Source organism: Amycolatopsis sp. NPDC001319, from assembly GCF_042896185.1.
Taxonomy (GTDB): Bacteria; Actinomycetota; Actinomycetes; order Mycobacteriales; family Pseudonocardiaceae; genus Amycolatopsis.
Map to the genome: position 1 here is coordinate 211,706 of NZ_JBIAWY010000015.1, position 17,580 is coordinate 229,285.

Consider the following 17,580-nt stretch of genomic DNA (forward strand, 5'->3'; position numbering starts at 1 on the left):
GCACAGACGCAAGGCGTCGAGCCGCCAGAGGCGCCGGCCGAGAGAACATACGTGCGAGCGGACGGTAGTTCGCCGGGTCGACTTCGCCAGCTCCCGCCCCCTAATTCGAACAGCAATCATAGGCAGCCTCCCGGCGACCCGACGGGTTGACGACGGCGTCGTAACACTGTCACCAGGGGGTCAAGCTTCTCGACCTATGGAGGTAGCGACCACTGCCTGTAACAGAGCGTTTCTGTTGATCGACGTCAGGGTGTGCTCGACACTCTCATCGGATCTTCGCGAAGGTCGCATGTCGATCTGTCGAGGGCAGTTCGTAACCGGGGGATCACGATCCGCATGTGGAGCGGGGCAGCTCGCGTTGTCCGACTGCGCTACTACTCTCTGAGGGTCTCGGCGTCGGAACAGGGATACGGGGGTTTGGGACACGGTGGATGTCTTCGCGGTGCGTGATCGGCTCGTCAGTGATTACCGCCGTTACGTCGACGGGTTCCTGCGCGTACGCGACGACCGGATCCGCAGCTTGGTGGACCGTGAGCTTGACGCTGGCTTGCTGTGGCCGGAGCCGTGGCTCTCCCTTAACCCTGCGTTCGCAGGTGGGGGCGACATCCGACAGCTGGTCGCAGAGGGAGTGCTGCATCCTTCGTGCGCACGGATCTTCCAGGTGGGTGGCCGGTGCTTGCAGTTGCATCAGCATCAGCGAGATGCGGTGGCGGCGGCCCAGGTTGGTGCGAGCTATGTGTTGACCACAGGCACCGGGTCGGGCAAGAGCTTGTCCTACCTCGTTCCGATCGTTGACCACGTGCTGAGGGAAGGCAGCGGTCGTGGTGTTCGGGCGATCGTCGTGTACCCGATGAACGCGCTGGCCAATAGCCAAGAGCTGGAGCTGGCGAAGTTCTTGGGCGACACGGACCGGCGAGTAACTTTCGCCCGCTATACCGGCCAGGAAAGCGACGAGCAGCGGGAGCAGATCCTGCAGCATCCGCCGGACGTGCTGCTGACCAACTACGTGATGCTCGACCTGCTGCTGACCCGCCCCGATGAGCGGCGTCGGCTTGTTGAACAGGCCGGCGAGCTGCGGTTTCTCGTGCTGGACGAGCTGCACACCTACCGCGGCCGTCAGGGCGCGGACGTTGCGATGCTGGTCAGGCGTGTACGTGATGCGTGTGGTAGCCCGTCGGTGCAGTACGTCGGCACTTCTGCCACCTTGGCCGGGCCGGGCACGCTGGAGCAACAGCGTGCGGCGATCGCCGAGGTGGCCGGGCGGCTGTTCGGCACGCGGGTGGAACCGCGGCATGTGATCGGTGAGACGTTGCGCCGAGCCACTCGCAGCGCCCCCGATCCGGACGACGACGCCATATGCGCCGCCGTTCGGAACGTCGGGGCAGCCGAGGATCTTCGGGATGATCCTCTGGCCGCATGGGTGGAGTCGACCTTCGGCGTGGCGACGGTCGACGGACGGCTGGTGCGCCAACCGCCTACCAAGCTCTCCGACGCGGCCACGGACCTGGCGCGTCGCACCGGGCTGGACGAGGTCACCTGCACGGGCGCGCTTCGACAGGTGCTGCTGGCCGGTGCGGAACAGCTTGATGATTTCGGCCGTTCGCTGTTCGCGTTCCGGCTGCACCAGTTCATCGGCAAGGGCGACACTGTCTATTGCTCGATCGAGTCGGAAACCGACCGCTACCTCACGACCCGGTACCAACTGGCGGTGCCAGGCCGCCCCGAAGCCGTTCTCGCGCCGCTCGCGTTCTGCCGCGAGTGCGGCCAGGAGTACCTGTCGGTCATTCGTACATCCGATGGGTTCCGGCCGCGGCTCCCTGACGATGCCGCAGGTGATGCCCGTAGCGGCTATCTGCATGTCGACACCACCACCCCCTGGCCCGCCGACCCGACCGACGTATTGGAACGACTCCCGACCGGTTGGCTGGTCGGTCGGCCTGGAGCAGAGCAGATCGATCCGACCAAGGTCGATCATCTGCCTGTCCGAGTCGTCGTGCAGCCAGACGGTCATGAGGATGTACACGGGCAGGGCGGTGTCCCGGCGGCGTTCGTGTCCTCGCCTTTCCGGTTCTGCCTGGGATGCCGAGTGTCGTATGAATCCGCGCGCGAGCAGGACTTCGCGAAGTTGTCCAGTCTCGGCTCCGAGGGCCGAAGCTCGGCGACGACGGTGTTGGCCTCAAGCCTGGTGCGGGCCCTGCGCAGCGAGGATCTGCGCGACGATGCCCGGAAGGTGCTGTCGTTCACCGACAACCGGCAGGATGCCTCGCTGCAGGCGGGGCACTTCAACGACTTCGTCCAGGTCGGTCTGCTGCGTAGCGCCTTGCACCGGGCCGTAGCCGAAGCCGGTCCGGACGGGTTGCGGCACGACACGATGGCCAGCGCGGTCGTCCAGGCGCTCGGGCTGCCGCGCGAGGAGTACGCGCTTCAACCAGACGTGCGGGGCCTCGCCCGACAAGAGGCCGAACGGGCACTTCGGGAAGCGGTCGCCTACCGGCTCTACCAGGATCTGCAGCGCGGCTGGCGGATCACGATGCCGAACCTCGAACAGTCCGCGTTGCTCAGGATCGACTACGTCGCGCTGGATGAAGCGTGTGCCGACCACGAAATCTGGCGCAGTGGCCTCTTGGCCGACGTGTCCGCCGAGCGGCGCGAGGCTCTGGCGCGGGTGCTGCTGGACGAAATGCGCCGATCGCTGGCGATCCGGGTGGCCGCGCTCACCGCCGACGGGTTCGAGGCCGTCCGCAACCTTTCAGACCAGCATCTGCGTGATCCGTGGACGATCGCCGAGGAAGAGCGATTTCTCGCTGGCCGGGTCTGGCCCCGGTCGCGGAGGCAGGACGACACCAGGGGCGACGCGTTCATTTCCGGTCTCTCGGCATACGGCCGGTACCTGCGCCGCCAGCTGCGCGGGGACGGGCCGCGAATCACCGCAGCTGACACCGAGCTGACCATCGTCGGGATGCTGGACGCACTCGCCCTTTACGGCCTCGTGACCGTCGTCGAGGAGGACCGCGGTGAGCGGGCGTATCAACTCAACGCCGCAGCACTGCGCTGGTTGGCCGGCGATGGCGTCACGCGCGCACCGGACCCTCTGCGCAACGCGCCTGGCGAGACCGGCGCGGCCCCGAACCCGTACTTCCTCGACTTCTACCGCACCCTCGCGGCCGGGCTGACCGGGTTGCGGTCAGCAGAACACACCGCACAGGTCCCTGCTCCGATCCGCGAAGAGCGTGAAGAAGCATTCCGCCACGCCGGACTCCAGGCACTGTTCTGCTCTCCCACGATGGAGCTGGGCGTCGACATCGCGACCCTCAACGCCGTTGTACTGCGCAACGTCCCGCCCACCCCGGCCAACTACGCCCAGCGCTCCGGCCGCGCCGGCCGCGCCGGGCAACCCGCGATCGTGGTCACCTACTGCACCACTGGCAGCGCGCACGACCAGTACTACTTTCACCGCTCCGCGCGCATGGTGGCCGGCGCCGTCGCCCCGCCTCGTCTGGACCTGGCCAACGCCGACCTCCTGCGTTCCCACATCCACGCCATCTGGCTGGCCGAGACACGCCAGCCACTCGGAAAGTCTCTGGTCGAGCTGCTGGATGTCAGCGGCGACGACCCGAGCCTGGAACTCGAGCCCACGGTGCGGCACACCATGTCCGACCGTGCGGCGGCGGAACGGGCACTGCATCGGGCGCGGCAGGTGCTGGACACCGTCGACGAGATCACCGAAGCGCCGTGGTTCGACGAGGACTGGATCCGCCGCACCGTCGAGGACGCCGTCGAGGAGTTCGACCGCGCCTGCGACCGGTGGCGCGAGGCATTCCGGGCAGCACGCTCCGAGATGGCCGCGGCGAACCGCGTCCTCACCGACGCCGCCGCCTCGGCGGACGCCGTCAATCGTGCCAGGGCGCAGTATCTGGAAGCCGCGACGAAGCTGAACCTGTTGCGCAACGAATCAGACGAGCTGGGCTACAGCGACTTCTACAGCTACCGCTACTTCGCCACCGAAGGCTTCCTGCCCGGCTACTCGTTCCCCCGGCTGCCCGTGTCGGCGTTCATCCCGGCCCGAGCCGGAGGCCGCCGCCGGGACGGCGACTACCTGTCCCGTCCGCGGTTCTTGGCGATCAGCGAATTTGGGCCCGGTGCCTTCGTCTACCACGAGGGCGCTCGCTACGAGGTCGTGAAGGTGTCAGTGCCCTCCCGCGGTGACGCCGACGGCCGACTCGCGCTGGAACGTGCCAAGCGCTGCGAGAACTGCGGCACGCTGTGGAACGACTCCGACGACCACTGCGACATCTGCCATGTCGACCTCGGGGCGTCCGTCCCGAATCTGCTGCGGATGACCACTGCGACCACCCGCCGTCGCGAGCGGATCTCCTCCGACGAGGAAGAACGCCGCCGTCAGGGCTTCGACCTGGTCACGGCGGTCGGACTGCCGCCCAGCGGCCCCGATGCTCGACGCGAGGCGCGGGTTGTCGCCGCGGATGGGCGCGAGCTCGCGCGGCTGACCTACGCCGACACCGCGACCATCCGCCGGATGAACATCGGCCTGCGGCGGCGCGCGCCCGGCACACCCGATGGCTACTTCATCAACCCGATCAGCGGACGGTGGGAGCCGCGTCCTCAGCGCAACCGCCAGGGCCGCGCCGCCGCGGTGGCAGGGGCGCCACCCGAACTCGTGATCCCATTTGTCGAAGACCGTCGCAACACCCTGGTCGTGCACTGGTCGGATCAAGTCGCCCCGGAGCGGCTGGCGACCTTGCAATGGGCACTCAAACGAGGAATCCAGGCCGCGTTCGACCTTGAAGACAATGAACTCGCCGCCGAGGCACTGCCCAACACCCGAGAACGCCGCCGGATCCTGCTGTACGAGTCCGCCGAAGGCGGCGCTGGCGTGCTGCGCAACCTCGTCGCCGGCGAGCACTACGACCTCGGCCTCGTCGCTCGTGAAGCGCTCGACATCCTGCACTTCGACCAGGACGGCCACGACCGAGGCTCCGCCCAACCCGGCACCGAACGCTGCGAACGGGCCTGCTACGACTGCCTGCTTTCTTACGGCAACCAGCCTGACCACCTCATGCTGGACCGCCACTCGATCGTCACGATGCTGCGAGACCTCGCCGACGCCACCACCGTCCCGGCAACGCCCGCACCGGGCGCTGTCCCGGCCTCGCCAGACGCTCCCTCCAACGGCGTCGTGAGCGAGCACCCGTTCATCGACCTGCTGCGCGCCAAGGGCGCACGGCTCCCTGACGGCGTCAACGTGCTCGTCGAGGATGCAGAAGCGCGCCCGCACTTCGTATACGACCTGGCCGTCGGGCGGTACGGCGTGTTCATCGACGACGGCCACAACGATCCCCTCACTGACGAGGACGCCGAGGAACGGCTTCTGGCCCGCCCCCGGTGGCACGTGCTGCGGCTCCGTGAGGGCGAGGACTGGGCTGCGGTCATCGACAGGATGCCGACCGTTTTCGGAGGTGGACGTTCGTGAGCTGGGCAGCTGGTTCCCTGGTCCGAGCCCGTGGCCGCGACTGGGTCGTGCTGCCCGACAGCACCCACGACCTGCTTCTGCTGCGCCCGCTAGGCGGCGGCGCCGACGACATCGCCGGAGTACTCCCGGACCTCGAACCGGTCGAATCCGCGACCTTCGCGTCACCCGACCCCGACGACCTCGGCGACGCGGTGAGCGCGCGCCTGCTCCGCAGCGCGCTGCGATTGGGCTTCCGGTCCAGCGGCGGCCCGTTCCGCAGCCTGGCGCAAATCGCAGTGAGCCCCCGCTCCTACCAACTGGTCCCGCTGCTGATGGCGCTGCGCATGCGCACGGTCCGCCTCCTGATCGCCGACGCCGTCGGCGTCGGCAAGACCATCGAAGCCGGTCTGATCGTCGCCGAACTGCTCGCCCAGGGCAGCGTCGACCGGTTCACCGTCATGTGCAGCCCCGCCCTGGCACCACAGTGGCAACGGGAGCTGGCCGACAAGTTCGGACTCGACGCCGAACTGGTCCTGCCCTCCACCGCCGGCCGCCTGGAACGCGACCTGCCCGCCGGAGAATCGCTGTTCGAGCGCTACCCATACACGGTGGTGTCCACCGACTTCATCAAGTCGTCACGGCGCGCGGACGAGTTCATCCGGGCCTGTCCCAGCCTGGTGATCGTCGACGAAGTCCATACCTGCGTCGGCGCCGCCGATGGTCGCACCGCCCGCGCCAGCCAACAGCGCTACACACTGCTGTCCCGCCTCGCCGCCGATCCCAACCGGCACCTGCTGCTGGTCACCGCAACCCCGCACAGCGGCAAGTCGGAAGCGTTCCGGGCACTGCTAGGACTGCTGGACAAGTCCCTCGCGGAACTGCCCGACGACCTGTCAGGCGACGTGCGCCGCCGCGACCGCGAACGCATCGCCCGCCACGTCGTGCAACGCCAACGCGGCGACATCAAGACCTACCTCGACGAAGACACCCCATTCCCCAACCGCATCCCGTTGGAAGCCACTTACCGACTGACACCGGACTACCGCAAGCTGTTCGACCAGGTCCTGCGCTACGCCCGCGAGACCGTGCGCGACTCGGCCGGAGGCCCAGTGCGCCAACGAGTCCGCTGGTGGTCGATCCTCGCGCTGCTCCGGGCGATGGCCTCCTCGCCCGCCGCAGCCGCCGCGACCCTGCGCAACCGCAGCGGCGAGGACGACGTAGCAACCGTCGAGGAAGCCGACATCCGCGGCCAAGCAGGCGTCCTCGATCTCCCCGACGAAGACGAAGCCGTTGACGGCCGCGACACCACAGCCGGGGCGCTACCAGCCGAAGACACGCCGCGGGCTCGTCTGCTGCGACTGGCCAAGGACGCCGATCGACTACGCGGCGCTAAGGACGCAAAGCTCAAAAAAGGCATCGGGCTTGTCCGGGACCGGGTCGAAGCCGGCGACGCCATCGTGGTCTTCTGCCGCTACATCGCCACCGCCGAGTACGTGGGAACCGCACTGCGCCAGGCGCTACCGGAAGTCGAAGTCGCCTGGGTCACCGGCGCCCAACCACCGGAGGAACGCGAACGCCGCGTCGCCGAACTCGGCAAAGCCGAAAAACGCGTCCTGGTGGCCACCGACTGCCTGTCCGAGGGGGTCAACCTACAAGACCACTTCACTGCGGTCCTGCACTACGACCTATCGTGGAACCCCACTCGCCAGGAGCAACGCGAAGGCCGCGTCGACCGATTCGGACAACGCGTCCCCGACGTGTACGCAATCACCTACTACGGCGAAGACAACGGCATCGACGGTCTCGTGCTGGACGTGCTGCTGCGCCGCCACCGTGCCATCCAAGCCGACACCGGGGTCGCCGTTCCCGTCCCGCAAGACAGCGACGCCGTGCTCACCGCCGTGCTGGAAGGCGTCCTGCGGGCCGAGACCGGCGAGCAACTCCAACTGGAAGGCGTCGAGGAAACCGCCCGCGCCGACCTGCACCAACGGTGGGACGACGCTGCACAACGCGAGAAACGTTCTCGTAGCCTGTTCGCCCAAGAACAGATCAAACCCGACGAGGTCTCCCGCGAGGTCGATGCCCTACGCGCCGCTCTGGGCGGTTTGGCCGAGACCGAGACCTTCGTCGTGGACGCGCTCACCTCTCTACGGGCCACCCTGATTACAACGCCCGACGGGTACGTCGCCGCACTTGACGGGCTGCCGTCCGCGCTGCGGGAAGAACTCGGCGGGACCGCCGATCTCCCGCTCACACGAACTCCACCCGCCCCGGTCGGCGGCGCGGTCTTGGCCCGCACCGATCCCACCGTCGAAACCCTCGCCCGCTACGTCCTCGACACCGCACTCGACCCCGAGGCAGGCGTCGACCGACCGGCCAGGCGGTGCGGAGTCCTCCTCACCGACGCCGTCGACACCCGCACCACCCTGCTCCTGCTGCGCTACCGCCTGCACCTCACACTGCCCACCACTACCGAACGCCGCTCGATGGTTGTGGAAGAAGCTCGGCTACTCGCCTACCGCGGCAGCGCCACCGAGCCCGAATGGCTGCCCGACAACGAGGTCACTGCCCTACTGGATGCCCGGCCCGCCGGAAACATTCCCCGCGACCTCGCCACCGAAGACATCCGCCGCGTCCAAGCACGTCTGGACCACCTCACCCCCCACCTGAACGACGAGGGGGACCGACTAGCTACCGAACTCCTCGCCAGCCACCGCCGAGTTCGAGAAGCCGCCGGCAGCACCGGCGAACTCATCCGCCGAGGTCTCACCGTGACCGCCCAACGCCCCGCCGACATCCTCGGCGTCTACCTCTACCTGCCTGCGGGAACGTGATGCGCGCCCACACCGTCAGCACCATCCGCACCGTCGGTGGCCTGCTGCCCCCCGAAACCCTCGAAGCCATCACCACCGGTGAACTCGACGGACTCAAACCCGGCACCTACGGTCTCGCCGAGTCCGAAACCGTGCGCGAAGCAGCCAACCGTTCCTGGGAACGTCTTCGCAGCGCCTGGCTGGCCTTCCGGCGTGCCGTGCCGCCCGGAGAAGACACCGGCCACCAGATCGAAACCACCCGCTCCCAATGGCTCCGAGTCCTGTTCGACGAACTCGGCTACGGCCGCCTACCTGCAGTCCCTGCAGGCGGCCTCGCCATCGGCGACATCGCCTATCCGGTAAGCCACCTGTGGCAGCAAACCCCGCTGCACCTACTCGGAGTCGGCGTGGATCTCGACCACCGCACGCCCGGTGTGGCCGGTGCCGCGCGGCAAGCACCGCATTCCATGCTGCAAGAACTCCTCAACCGCTCCCCAAACCACCTGTGGGGCGTTCTCACCAACGGCCTCGAGCTGCGCCTCCTGCGGGACTCCGCCGCACTCGTCCGCCAGGCATACGTCCAGTTCGACCTCGCAGGAATGTTCGACGGTGAGGTGTTCGCCGACTTTACGGTGATGTGGCAGCTATGCCACGCCAGCCGGGTCGAACCGCAACCGGACCCGTCAGCGGCACCCACCACCTGCTGGCTAGAGCGCTGGCGAGAAGACTCCACCACCCGCGGAACCCGCGCCCTCAAACGCCTCTCGGCGGGAGTCAGGCAAGCCCTCAACGTCCTCGGTGCCGGATTCCTCGCCGCCACACCCGCACTGCGAGACCAACTTCGCCAAGGCAGCCTCGCCCCGCGCGACTATCACCGGCTTGTGCTCCGTGTGGTCTACCAGCTGCTCGTCTTGTTCGTCGCCGAAGACCGCAACCTCCTCCACCACGACCAAGCCACCCCCGAACAACGCCGCCGCTACGCCCAACACTTCTCGACGGACCGACTACGCCGCAAAGCCCACGGCCGCCATGCCATCGACCGTCACACCGACCATTGGACCGCACTACGCCTCATCACCTGCGGCCTCGGCAACGAAGAAGGACTACCAGCGCTCGGACTTCCAGGCCTCGGCGGTGTCTACGACAGAGGCTCGCTCGGCCCACTCGAGGATTCCGCCCTGACCAATCGCGACCTCCTCGCCGCCGTCCGAGCCCTGTCACTGACGCGCGATGAGACCGGTATGGCTCGCGCGGTGGATTACCGAAACCTCGGTGCGGAGGAGCTCGGCAGCGTCTACGAATCACTCCTCGAACTCGTTCCGGACTACGATGCCCAGACCGGTCGCTACACCCTCGACATCGCAGCTGGAAACGATCGCAAGGAGACCGGTTCTTACTACACTCCCTCGGACCTCGTCGACGTCCTCCTCGACGAGACCCTGACACCGGTTCTGGACAAAGCGGCGACAAACTCCGACCCCGAGGCGGCACTCCTCGCGATCACCGTCTGCGACCCCGCCTGTGGCTCAGGACATTTCCTCGTCGCCGCAGGGCGACGCATTGCGCGCCGACTTGCACGGCATCGCACTGGCGAAGCCGAACCTTCAGAGCCCGCACTACGCGACGCCATGCGCGACGTCATCAGCCACTGCCTCTACGGCGTTGACCTCAATCCACTCGCCGCCGAACTGGCGAAGGTGGCGCTATGGCTCGAGGCACTCGAACCCGGTCGGCCGTTGTCGTTCCTCGACGCCCATATCAAGGTCGGCAACGCTCTCCTTGGTGCCACGCCTGACATCATCGAACAAGGCATCCCCGAGACCGCCTTCACGGTTCTTACCGGCGACGACTCCACGACTGTGTCGAAGAGGAGGAGCCGCAACCGGGACGAGACCATCCACTCGAACCAAGCGGAACTCTTCTTCGAGGAACCCCCCAGCGACTTCGGCAAGGCATTCCAGGAACTGGCGAACGCCCCTGAACATACACTCGCGGAAGTCCGCGCTAAGGTCGCTGCATGGCGCGCCGCTGAGGCGAATCCTGCCCTTGAGCAAGCGCGACTAACCTCCGATGCATGGTGTTCCGCCTTCGTATGGCACCACGAGCCCAGTAGGCCGCCCGGCTTGACGGCTGGCGACATTCGTCGAATCGAAGATCATGGAGAAGCTGGGATCACCCGTCAGCAACTCGCCGAAGTGCGCCGCCTGCGCACCGAGTATCTGTTCTTTCATTGGCACCTAGAGTTTCCCGATGTATTCCCCGGAGGATTCACCTGCATTGTCGGCAATCCCCCCTGGGAGCAGATGGAACTTCAAGAGAAGCAGTATTTCTCGGCAAGTGCGCCCGAAATTGCCACAGCACCAACTGCGGCGGCTCGCAAGAAACTGATTGCAGCCCTTGAGACTGAACGTCCAGCACTGTGGAAGCAGTACCTTGCCGACTTTCGATTCATTGAAAACGAGAATCGACTTGTACGCGCGAGCCGACGATACCCACTGACAGCTCGTGGACGCATCAACACCTATGCCCTCTTCGCCGAACTGGGCGTCTCACTGACAGCCGGCGATGGGCGTGCAGGCATGGTCCTGCAGACGGCAATCGCGACCGGGGATACAACGTCACCATTCTTTCGTCGATTGGTTGAGACTAAGACCCTCGCCGCATTTTTCGACTTCGAGAACGAGGCGAAGATCTTTCCTGACGTTCACAATCAATTCCGATTTGCAGTACTTGTTACAACAGGTGGAGAAGTAATTCAGCAGGCACCTTTCGCCTTCTCTGTCCGCCACGTCCACGAGTTGCCCGACAGGCGATTCGATGTAACTCCTGCCGAGATTCTCAAGGTTAACCCCAACAGTGGGACGAGTCCGATTTTTCGGACACGTCGCGACGCCGAGATCACCATCGGAATCCATTCTCGCCTGCCAGTTCTCTGGCGGGAAGGACAGAAGAGCGAGAATCCGTGGAAGATCCTGCCCGCGCAAGGCCTGTTCAACATGGCCTCGGCGTCGAATCTTTTCCACAGTGATGAAAGCCTACGTCAACAAGGATGGCTACTTGAGGGAACCTCCTTCGTTCGAGGTCACGAGCGGATGCTCCCGCTCTACGAAGCGAAGATGACCCATTTCTTCGATCATCGCTTTTCAACCTATGAAGGTGCCACTCAAGCGCAGCTAAATAAGGGAACCCTGCCGAGGTTGACACCAGAACAGCACGCCGATCCTGACGCGCTTCCCTGGCCTCGTCATTGGGTTGCTGAAGCAGACGTCTCAAGGGTCCTCCTGCAACTATCTAAACGACTAGGGCAACGGTGGGACCATGCGTGGTTTTTGGGATGGCGTGACACGGCACGGTCTGTAGACGAACGAACGATGATCGCCACCGTGATCCCACATGTCGCAGTGGGCGACAAGTTCATCTTGATGTTGCCGAATGAAGGGGATCCGGCCTGCCTTCAGGCCAACCTCTCCGCATTGGTTCTTGACTACTGCGTCCGCCAAAAGCATGCCGGCGCGTCATTGAAATATCCCGTCGTTAAGCAGTTGCCCATTCTGCCACCTTCGATGTATGACGCGACCGTGCCTTGGCAAGCAAACGAGAAGCCGACACTGAAAAGGTGGATTACCTCGCGGGTGCTGGAATTGTCATACACAGCGTGGGATCTTGAAACGTACGCGCACGATCTTGGTGACGACGGGCCACCTTTTCAATGGGACGAGGAACGTCGCGTGCAATTGCGCGCCGAACTGGATGCTGCCTACCTGCATCTCTATGGGCTCGAAAGAAGCGACACCGAGCATGTCATCGACTCGTTTTTTGTCGTGCGTAAGAACGAGGAACGGCAGTATGGCGAGTTCCGCACCAGGCGACTGGTGCTCGCGGCGTACGACGCGATGGCCGAAGGCCAGTTCGTCAGCCCGCTCAATCCCGCTCCCGGGGAGGGGCACCGCCATCCGGACCGGAGGTCGTAACCGTGCCCTACCAAAACAGTCGCCTGCACGCCGCCGCACAACGCGTTATCGACGCTGGGTTCGCCAACGATGACTCCGCCTTCACCCCTGGCCGTCCAGTGTGGACAAGCTCAACTGCCGACGATCTCCTTCGGCGGTTCGTCAACGCGCCGGAACTCGGTGCCGCCACCTTCACGGAGAAGCTGGGACGCCAGCTCGCTGACGGTCCACAAGAGACGATTCAACTTGCGGCCGAACTGGTGTACTTGCACTTGCTCGCTCCGAACGACTTCGGCGGCACGGCGAAACGCGAGCTCCTGCTGACAGTCTTGGCTCTGGGACCCGAGCCGATCCCGGTGCCGGCGGAACTGGACGCAGCGCTGGACACCGGGTTCGGCCGCGCTGGCACGGCCTACCGCACGTACCGCGATCGGCAACTCGCCTGGCTGGTTCGGTTTGTCGTGGCGTGGAAGGCGCTCGCACCAAATGCTCGCCAGAACGCACTCGCTGACCCGTGGGCGTTTCGCGATGTTGCCGACTCGATCCCAGTCAACAGCGCCTATAGCCAGCGCAACGTCCTGCTGCACCTGGCGTTTCCCGACACTTTCGAACGCATCGTGTCCCGCCGCCATAAGCAGCTGATCGTCCAAGGGCTCGCCGACGACCTGCCCGGCCTGACCGGTGACGAAGACCGGGACCTCGCCGCGCTGCGGGCCGAGCTCGAACGTCAACGTGGCGACCATATCGACTTCTACGACAGCGATATCGAGAGGCGCTGGCGTCCACGCACGGCCTCCGGCGAGGGTGAGCCTGAACTGAGGGGCTGGCTCGTGCGGGGAGCCAATGTGCACGGCCGCAACCTGGTCCCCGAGTGGTTGGCCGAGGGTTACTGCTCGCTCGCCTACCCCGACCTTGGCGAACTGCCGGCCGGACGTACCCGCTCCCAGATCGACGCTCAGCTCGCCGAAAAGCAGCCGGATCTCACGAGCAAGCAGCGTTCCATCCATGTCGGCGTGCTCGACCGGTTCCTCAACCAGATGCAACCAGGCGACATCATCGCCACGGTCGATGGCACCAAGGTCTATGTCGGCACGGTCACTGGCCCGGCGTCGTGGACCGAAACACCCGAGCATCTGAACAGCCGCCGACGTCCGGTCCGCTGGGCCAAGGCGGACGCTCCTTACACCCGGGATCAGCTCACCTCCGCGACCAGGGACCGGCTCTCCGGGCAGATGACTGTCAGCACCCTTGGTGCCCAGGTTGCCGAGTTCGCCGCGCTGGCCGGAATTGACTCCGACCTTGACCCCGCCGAGGACACCGCTGAATCGCCGGTCAGCGAACCGGTCGTGCTGCCGGAGCCCACTGCTGAGCTCGCCGACGAGCTGTTCGTCGACCTCGAGTGGCTGTCCGAAACTGTGGACCTGCTGCGGGAGAAGAAGCAGATCATCCTGTACGGGCCGCCAGGAACCGGCAAGACATACCTGGCGCAGGAGCTGGCCCAATTTCTCGCTGAGCAGACTGGTGGCGAACATCGTCTGGTCCAGTTTCATCCGTCCTACTCCTATGAGGACTTCTTCGAGGGCTTCCGCCCGCAGCGCGGCGCCGCACCAGGCACCGTGGCCTTCGAGTTGGAAGACGGACCGCTGAAGCTGCTCGTCAGCGAAGCGAACAAGGACGTCACCCGCGCCTATGTGCTGATCATCGATGAGATCAACCGCGCCAACCTCGCCAAGGTGTTCGGCGAACTCTACTTCCTCCTGGAGTACCGCGACCGCTCTGTGCAGTTGCAGTACTCGCCGACCGAGGACTTCCGGCTACCACCGAACCTCTACCTCATCGGTACCATGAACACCGCCGACCGGTCGATCGCCCTCGTCGACTCGGCCATGCGACGGCGGTTCTCCTGGCAGGGACTGTTCCCTGGCGAACCTCCGGTCGCCGACATGCTGCGCCGCTGGCTCCACGCACACGGCCTACCGGCCGATCGTGCCGACCTGCTGGACGCCCTTAACGACCGCGTCGCCGATCGCGACGCCGCCATCGGCCCCTCGTACCTGATGAACCCGCGCGTCAGCACCGACACAGGTCTCGCCCGCATCTGGAAACACCACATCATGCCGCTTCTGGAAGAACGGCACATCGGCGATAACGTCGACCTCCACGCCCTCTACGGCCTTGACGCCCTCCGCAACGGCACCACTGCGCGCACCCGGCCGCGCGAGGAATCCGTGCCAGACGAGGAGATCGGCGAGCCACCGGCGTGAGGCGCCTGACCCTGTCCGAACATCAAGCCCGAGCGTTCAGCCCGATCGCCCGGCCCATCGCCGACGGGCTCACCGCCACCGGCGGGGTCAAAGTCAGCGCAGACCTGGAAGGCCGCACCGTACTCAAGGCGTCGTCATACGTCGGCGTGCTTCGATGCGGCGAGATCGAACTTCGCGTCACCCCGAAGATCGGGATCAACCGGCTGCTGTGGCTCCTCGGCCACGCCCAGGATCCCAACGGCTGGCGCGACGACGACATCGTGGACCTCGCCACTGTCGACGACCTCGTCACCGTGGTGGCCGTGTCCTTCCACGCCGCAACCCGCCGAGCCCTCACACATGGAGTGCTCCAGGGCTACCGCACCGTCGAAGAAGCACTCCCGCTCCTGCGTGGCCGCCTGCGCGAAGCCGACCAACTCCGGCAGCGCCTCGGCCTCGCCGTGCCCCTGGAAGTCCGCTACGACGACTACACCGTCGACATCCCCGAAAACCGCATCCTGCTCACCGCCGCCCGCCGACTGCTCCGTGTTCCGGGCCTTCCGCTAGCAACCCATGCCGGTCTTCGTCAACTGCTGGCCACCCTTGCTGACGTCACACCTCTGGTCGCCGGGGACACGCCGCCCGACACTCTGCCGACCAGGCTGACACGCCACTATCAACCGGCACTCCGACTGGCTCGCATCGTTCTCGCCGGACGAAGCATCGATCAGCCGCCCGGCTCCACCGCGGCCAGCGGATTCCTCTTCGACCTCAACAAGGCATTCGAGGACTGGCTCACCATCACGCTCCGCCGCGCACTCGAACCCTACGGAGGCCGGCTGCGCGACCAGTACCCAAGTCATCTTGACACGATGCGGCAACTCCGCATCCGCCCCGACCTCGTCTGGGAACGGCACGCTCAACCTGGCGCCGTCCTTGACGCCAAGTACAAGCGAGTGAGAGACGACGATCGGCGCCACGCCGACCTCTACCAGATGCTCGCCTACTGCACCGCCCTCGGCGTATCCGAAGGACACCTCGTATACGCCTCGGGGGAGGCTCCCAGCTCCCACACCGTCCGCAAGGCCGGCACCAAGCTCCATACCTGGGTACTCGACCTCTCCCAGCCCACGGAACTCATCCTCAAGCAAGTCAGCAGTATTGCAAACGCGGTAGCGACCACGAGCATCTGAATGATCGAAGTCGCGGGCACTCCATGCGGCGACACGCTGCCAGGATCCGCGACCACGAACCACGCGGGTGCACAATGATCGGTTAGCCTCCACTCGGAACGAACGGTTGCCGCCGATGACACTTCACCTCAACATCACATCCACAGAGGCACTGGCGTTCGAGCCAGCTCGCCGCGCCTTGCGACTCTGGCCAGCTATCGGTGGAGCGCAGGTCCAGCTGAGTGTCACCGTCAGGCGGACCTCAGAGCGCAAGGACGCCCCGTCGTACCAGGTGTCCGCCGCGATGCTCATCGCCACGAGCCCCAGCCGAGATCGACGACTCCTCACTCACCTGTCGGCTGGCCACCTGACCAACCCCACCCAGGTCGCCACAGAACTCACGCTGACCGGCTTCGTTGCCGACGAGCAACTCCGTGTAGCCGAGGCGTTGCGCGAAGGGGCCGATCATCTTTGGGTCACCCTCCAGGTCAGCGTGACCTGTGTGGACGGCGACCCGGCGCAACTGGTCGGTGGAACGGGAGAACTCGGGTTCGACGTGCCCAGCGGCGAATGGGCTCGAGAGCTGGAGCGCGTTGACGCCGGCTCCTACCTCGAGATTCTCGTGCCACTCACCAGCGACAACGAACACGCGACCGGCGTACGGCGGCTTCGCAAGGCACGCGAGCTCATCCGGCACAACCACCTCGAGGAGGCACTCGGCGAAGCCCGCAAGGCCGTCGAGGCGATCCGCGCCGCCGAGAGCACATCCGACACCGTACGGCAGGCTGGTTCGAAAGCCCGTCGGGATCGTGACCAGCGCGAGCGCTGGGCCTTTCTCGTCGAGGACGTCTTCTCCCTGCTCAGTGGAGCCGCACACGACGATCCCGGCACTACCGAGCATTTCGTGTGGACGCGCGAGGACGTACTTGCCCTGGTCACGGCCACAGCCGGTCTGCTCAACCGGCGCTCTGAACGCGCCGGACAGTAGAAGCCGCAGCCGCCATCATTGACAACTTAGAGGGGTTGACGCCAGGAATCGGCTCGCCGGGAGCACTGGTCAGCCGAGCTTTGTCGGTGGTCCCGCGTAACCTCGGTGGGTCGTTCACAGTAGGGGAGGTCCAGTGGCCCAGCGTAAGACGGTCACGTCCCAAACGATCATCGGTGAGAAGGGCATCTCCCTGATCGGCACCCGGTGCCTCGAGATGGGCTACCTGTTCCACCCCCGGCGGGTTGATCACGGCATCGACGGTCAATTCCGATATCTGTGCGATGAGCGTGACCTGGACCTGTGGCTGTCAGGGAACGCCCCCGTCATCTTGATCTTTTCTCACCCCGAGCAGGACCAAGCATGGTGGGTCGACGTACACGCTGCATTTCCGGACGCAACGGCTCGCGCCACCCGAACTGTCATCGTCAACAAAAACACTCAGCGATTCGACGCGGATGCCGCCCCGGCGCTCCTTCGCCTCGGCATCCCCCGAGAGTCGGGCCTGTACCTCCGGCCACCGCCGATCACCGAGACACTCACCACCAACCTTCTGCCGATCAACGAATTCCCGTCACACATCTACTTGGCAACAACGTCAGCGACCGACTACCCCACAGCAGGAAACCTACTAGCAGGCCAAACGGTCCGGCGATCAGGCTGGATACTGCGAGACGGGCTAGTGCTCTCCTTCTCAAACCTTCGTGAAGCGCCGCTACGAGTCCTATGCCAGGGTGATGTCGAAGAACACGACACGAGTGAGTGGGCGACCAGCGAGGAACGCGAGGTCACAAACCGGTTCGCCGACCTCCTCAGTCGGACCATCCAGGACTGCTATCCCGATCTGCGTTGGCATGATGCGCCCCGAGTTCTGTGCAGGCTCTGATCTCAGGGAGGATGCAGAGCATGCCGGCACCGAAGAAGTACAGCGACGAGCTGCGTGAGCGGGC

At 65.6% G+C, this 17,580-nt stretch carries 7 protein-coding genes; all 7 read left to right on the top strand.

Translation table 11 applies throughout. The annotated features are described in order from the left end of the window. Positions 1-427 precede the first annotated feature (427 nt). The 7 genes from ACFY1H_RS41545 (at position 428) to ACFY1H_RS41575 (ending at position 17,516) form a co-directional block, all read left to right on the top strand. Entirely contained in the window at positions 428-5,488 is a 5,061-nt protein-coding gene (locus tag ACFY1H_RS41545; RefSeq protein WP_386955707.1) for a DEAD/DEAH box helicase, read from the top strand. Beyond that, the gene (locus ACFY1H_RS41550) at positions 5,485-8,301 is read left to right on the top strand and encodes a helicase-related protein (protein WP_386955708.1); all 2,817 of its coding nucleotides are present in this window, start codon (positions 5,485-5,487) and stop codon (positions 8,299-8,301) included. Before ACFY1H_RS41545 ends, ACFY1H_RS41550 begins: the two co-directional genes overlap by 4 nt. Beyond that, positions 8,301-12,251 (top strand): Eco57I restriction-modification methylase domain-containing protein, encoded by a 3,951-nt coding sequence (locus tag ACFY1H_RS41555; protein ID WP_386955709.1) that lies wholly within the window; start codon positions 8,301-8,303, stop codon positions 12,249-12,251. Before ACFY1H_RS41550 ends, ACFY1H_RS41555 begins: the two co-directional genes overlap by 1 nt. A 2-nt stretch (positions 12,252-12,253) precedes the next feature. Beyond that, entirely contained in the window at positions 12,254-14,494 is a 2,241-nt protein-coding gene (locus ACFY1H_RS41560; protein WP_386955710.1) for an McrB family protein, read from the top strand. Next, positions 14,491-15,666, top strand: coding sequence for an McrC family protein (locus ACFY1H_RS41565; RefSeq protein ID WP_386955711.1), 1,176 nt, complete (start codon positions 14,491-14,493; stop codon positions 15,664-15,666). The genes ACFY1H_RS41560 and ACFY1H_RS41565 overlap by 4 nt, the downstream gene beginning before the upstream one ends. 283 nt (positions 15,667-15,949) lie before the next feature. Continuing rightward, positions 15,950-16,633 carry a hypothetical protein gene (locus tag ACFY1H_RS41570; protein WP_386955712.1) on the top strand — a complete coding sequence of 228 codons (684 nt, stop codon included), beginning with the start codon at positions 15,950-15,952 and terminating at the stop codon, positions 16,631-16,633. Between the two features lie 133 nt (positions 16,634-16,766). Continuing rightward, positions 16,767-17,516 carry a DUF4365 domain-containing protein gene (locus ACFY1H_RS41575; RefSeq protein WP_386955713.1) on the top strand — a complete coding sequence of 250 codons (750 nt, stop codon included), beginning with the start codon at positions 16,767-16,769 and terminating at the stop codon, positions 17,514-17,516. The last annotated feature ends 64 nt before the right edge of the window (positions 17,517-17,580 follow it).

Bases quoted from the DNA above. Each gene is read 5' to 3' on its own strand.
- ACFY1H_RS41555 (WP_386955709.1), top strand. From the start codon at position 8,301: ATGCGCGCCCACACCGTCAGCACCATCCGCACCGTCGGTGGCCTGCTG.
- ACFY1H_RS41570 (WP_386955712.1), top strand. From the start codon at position 15,950: ATGCTCATCGCCACGAGCCCCAGCCGAGATCGACGACTCCTCACTCAC.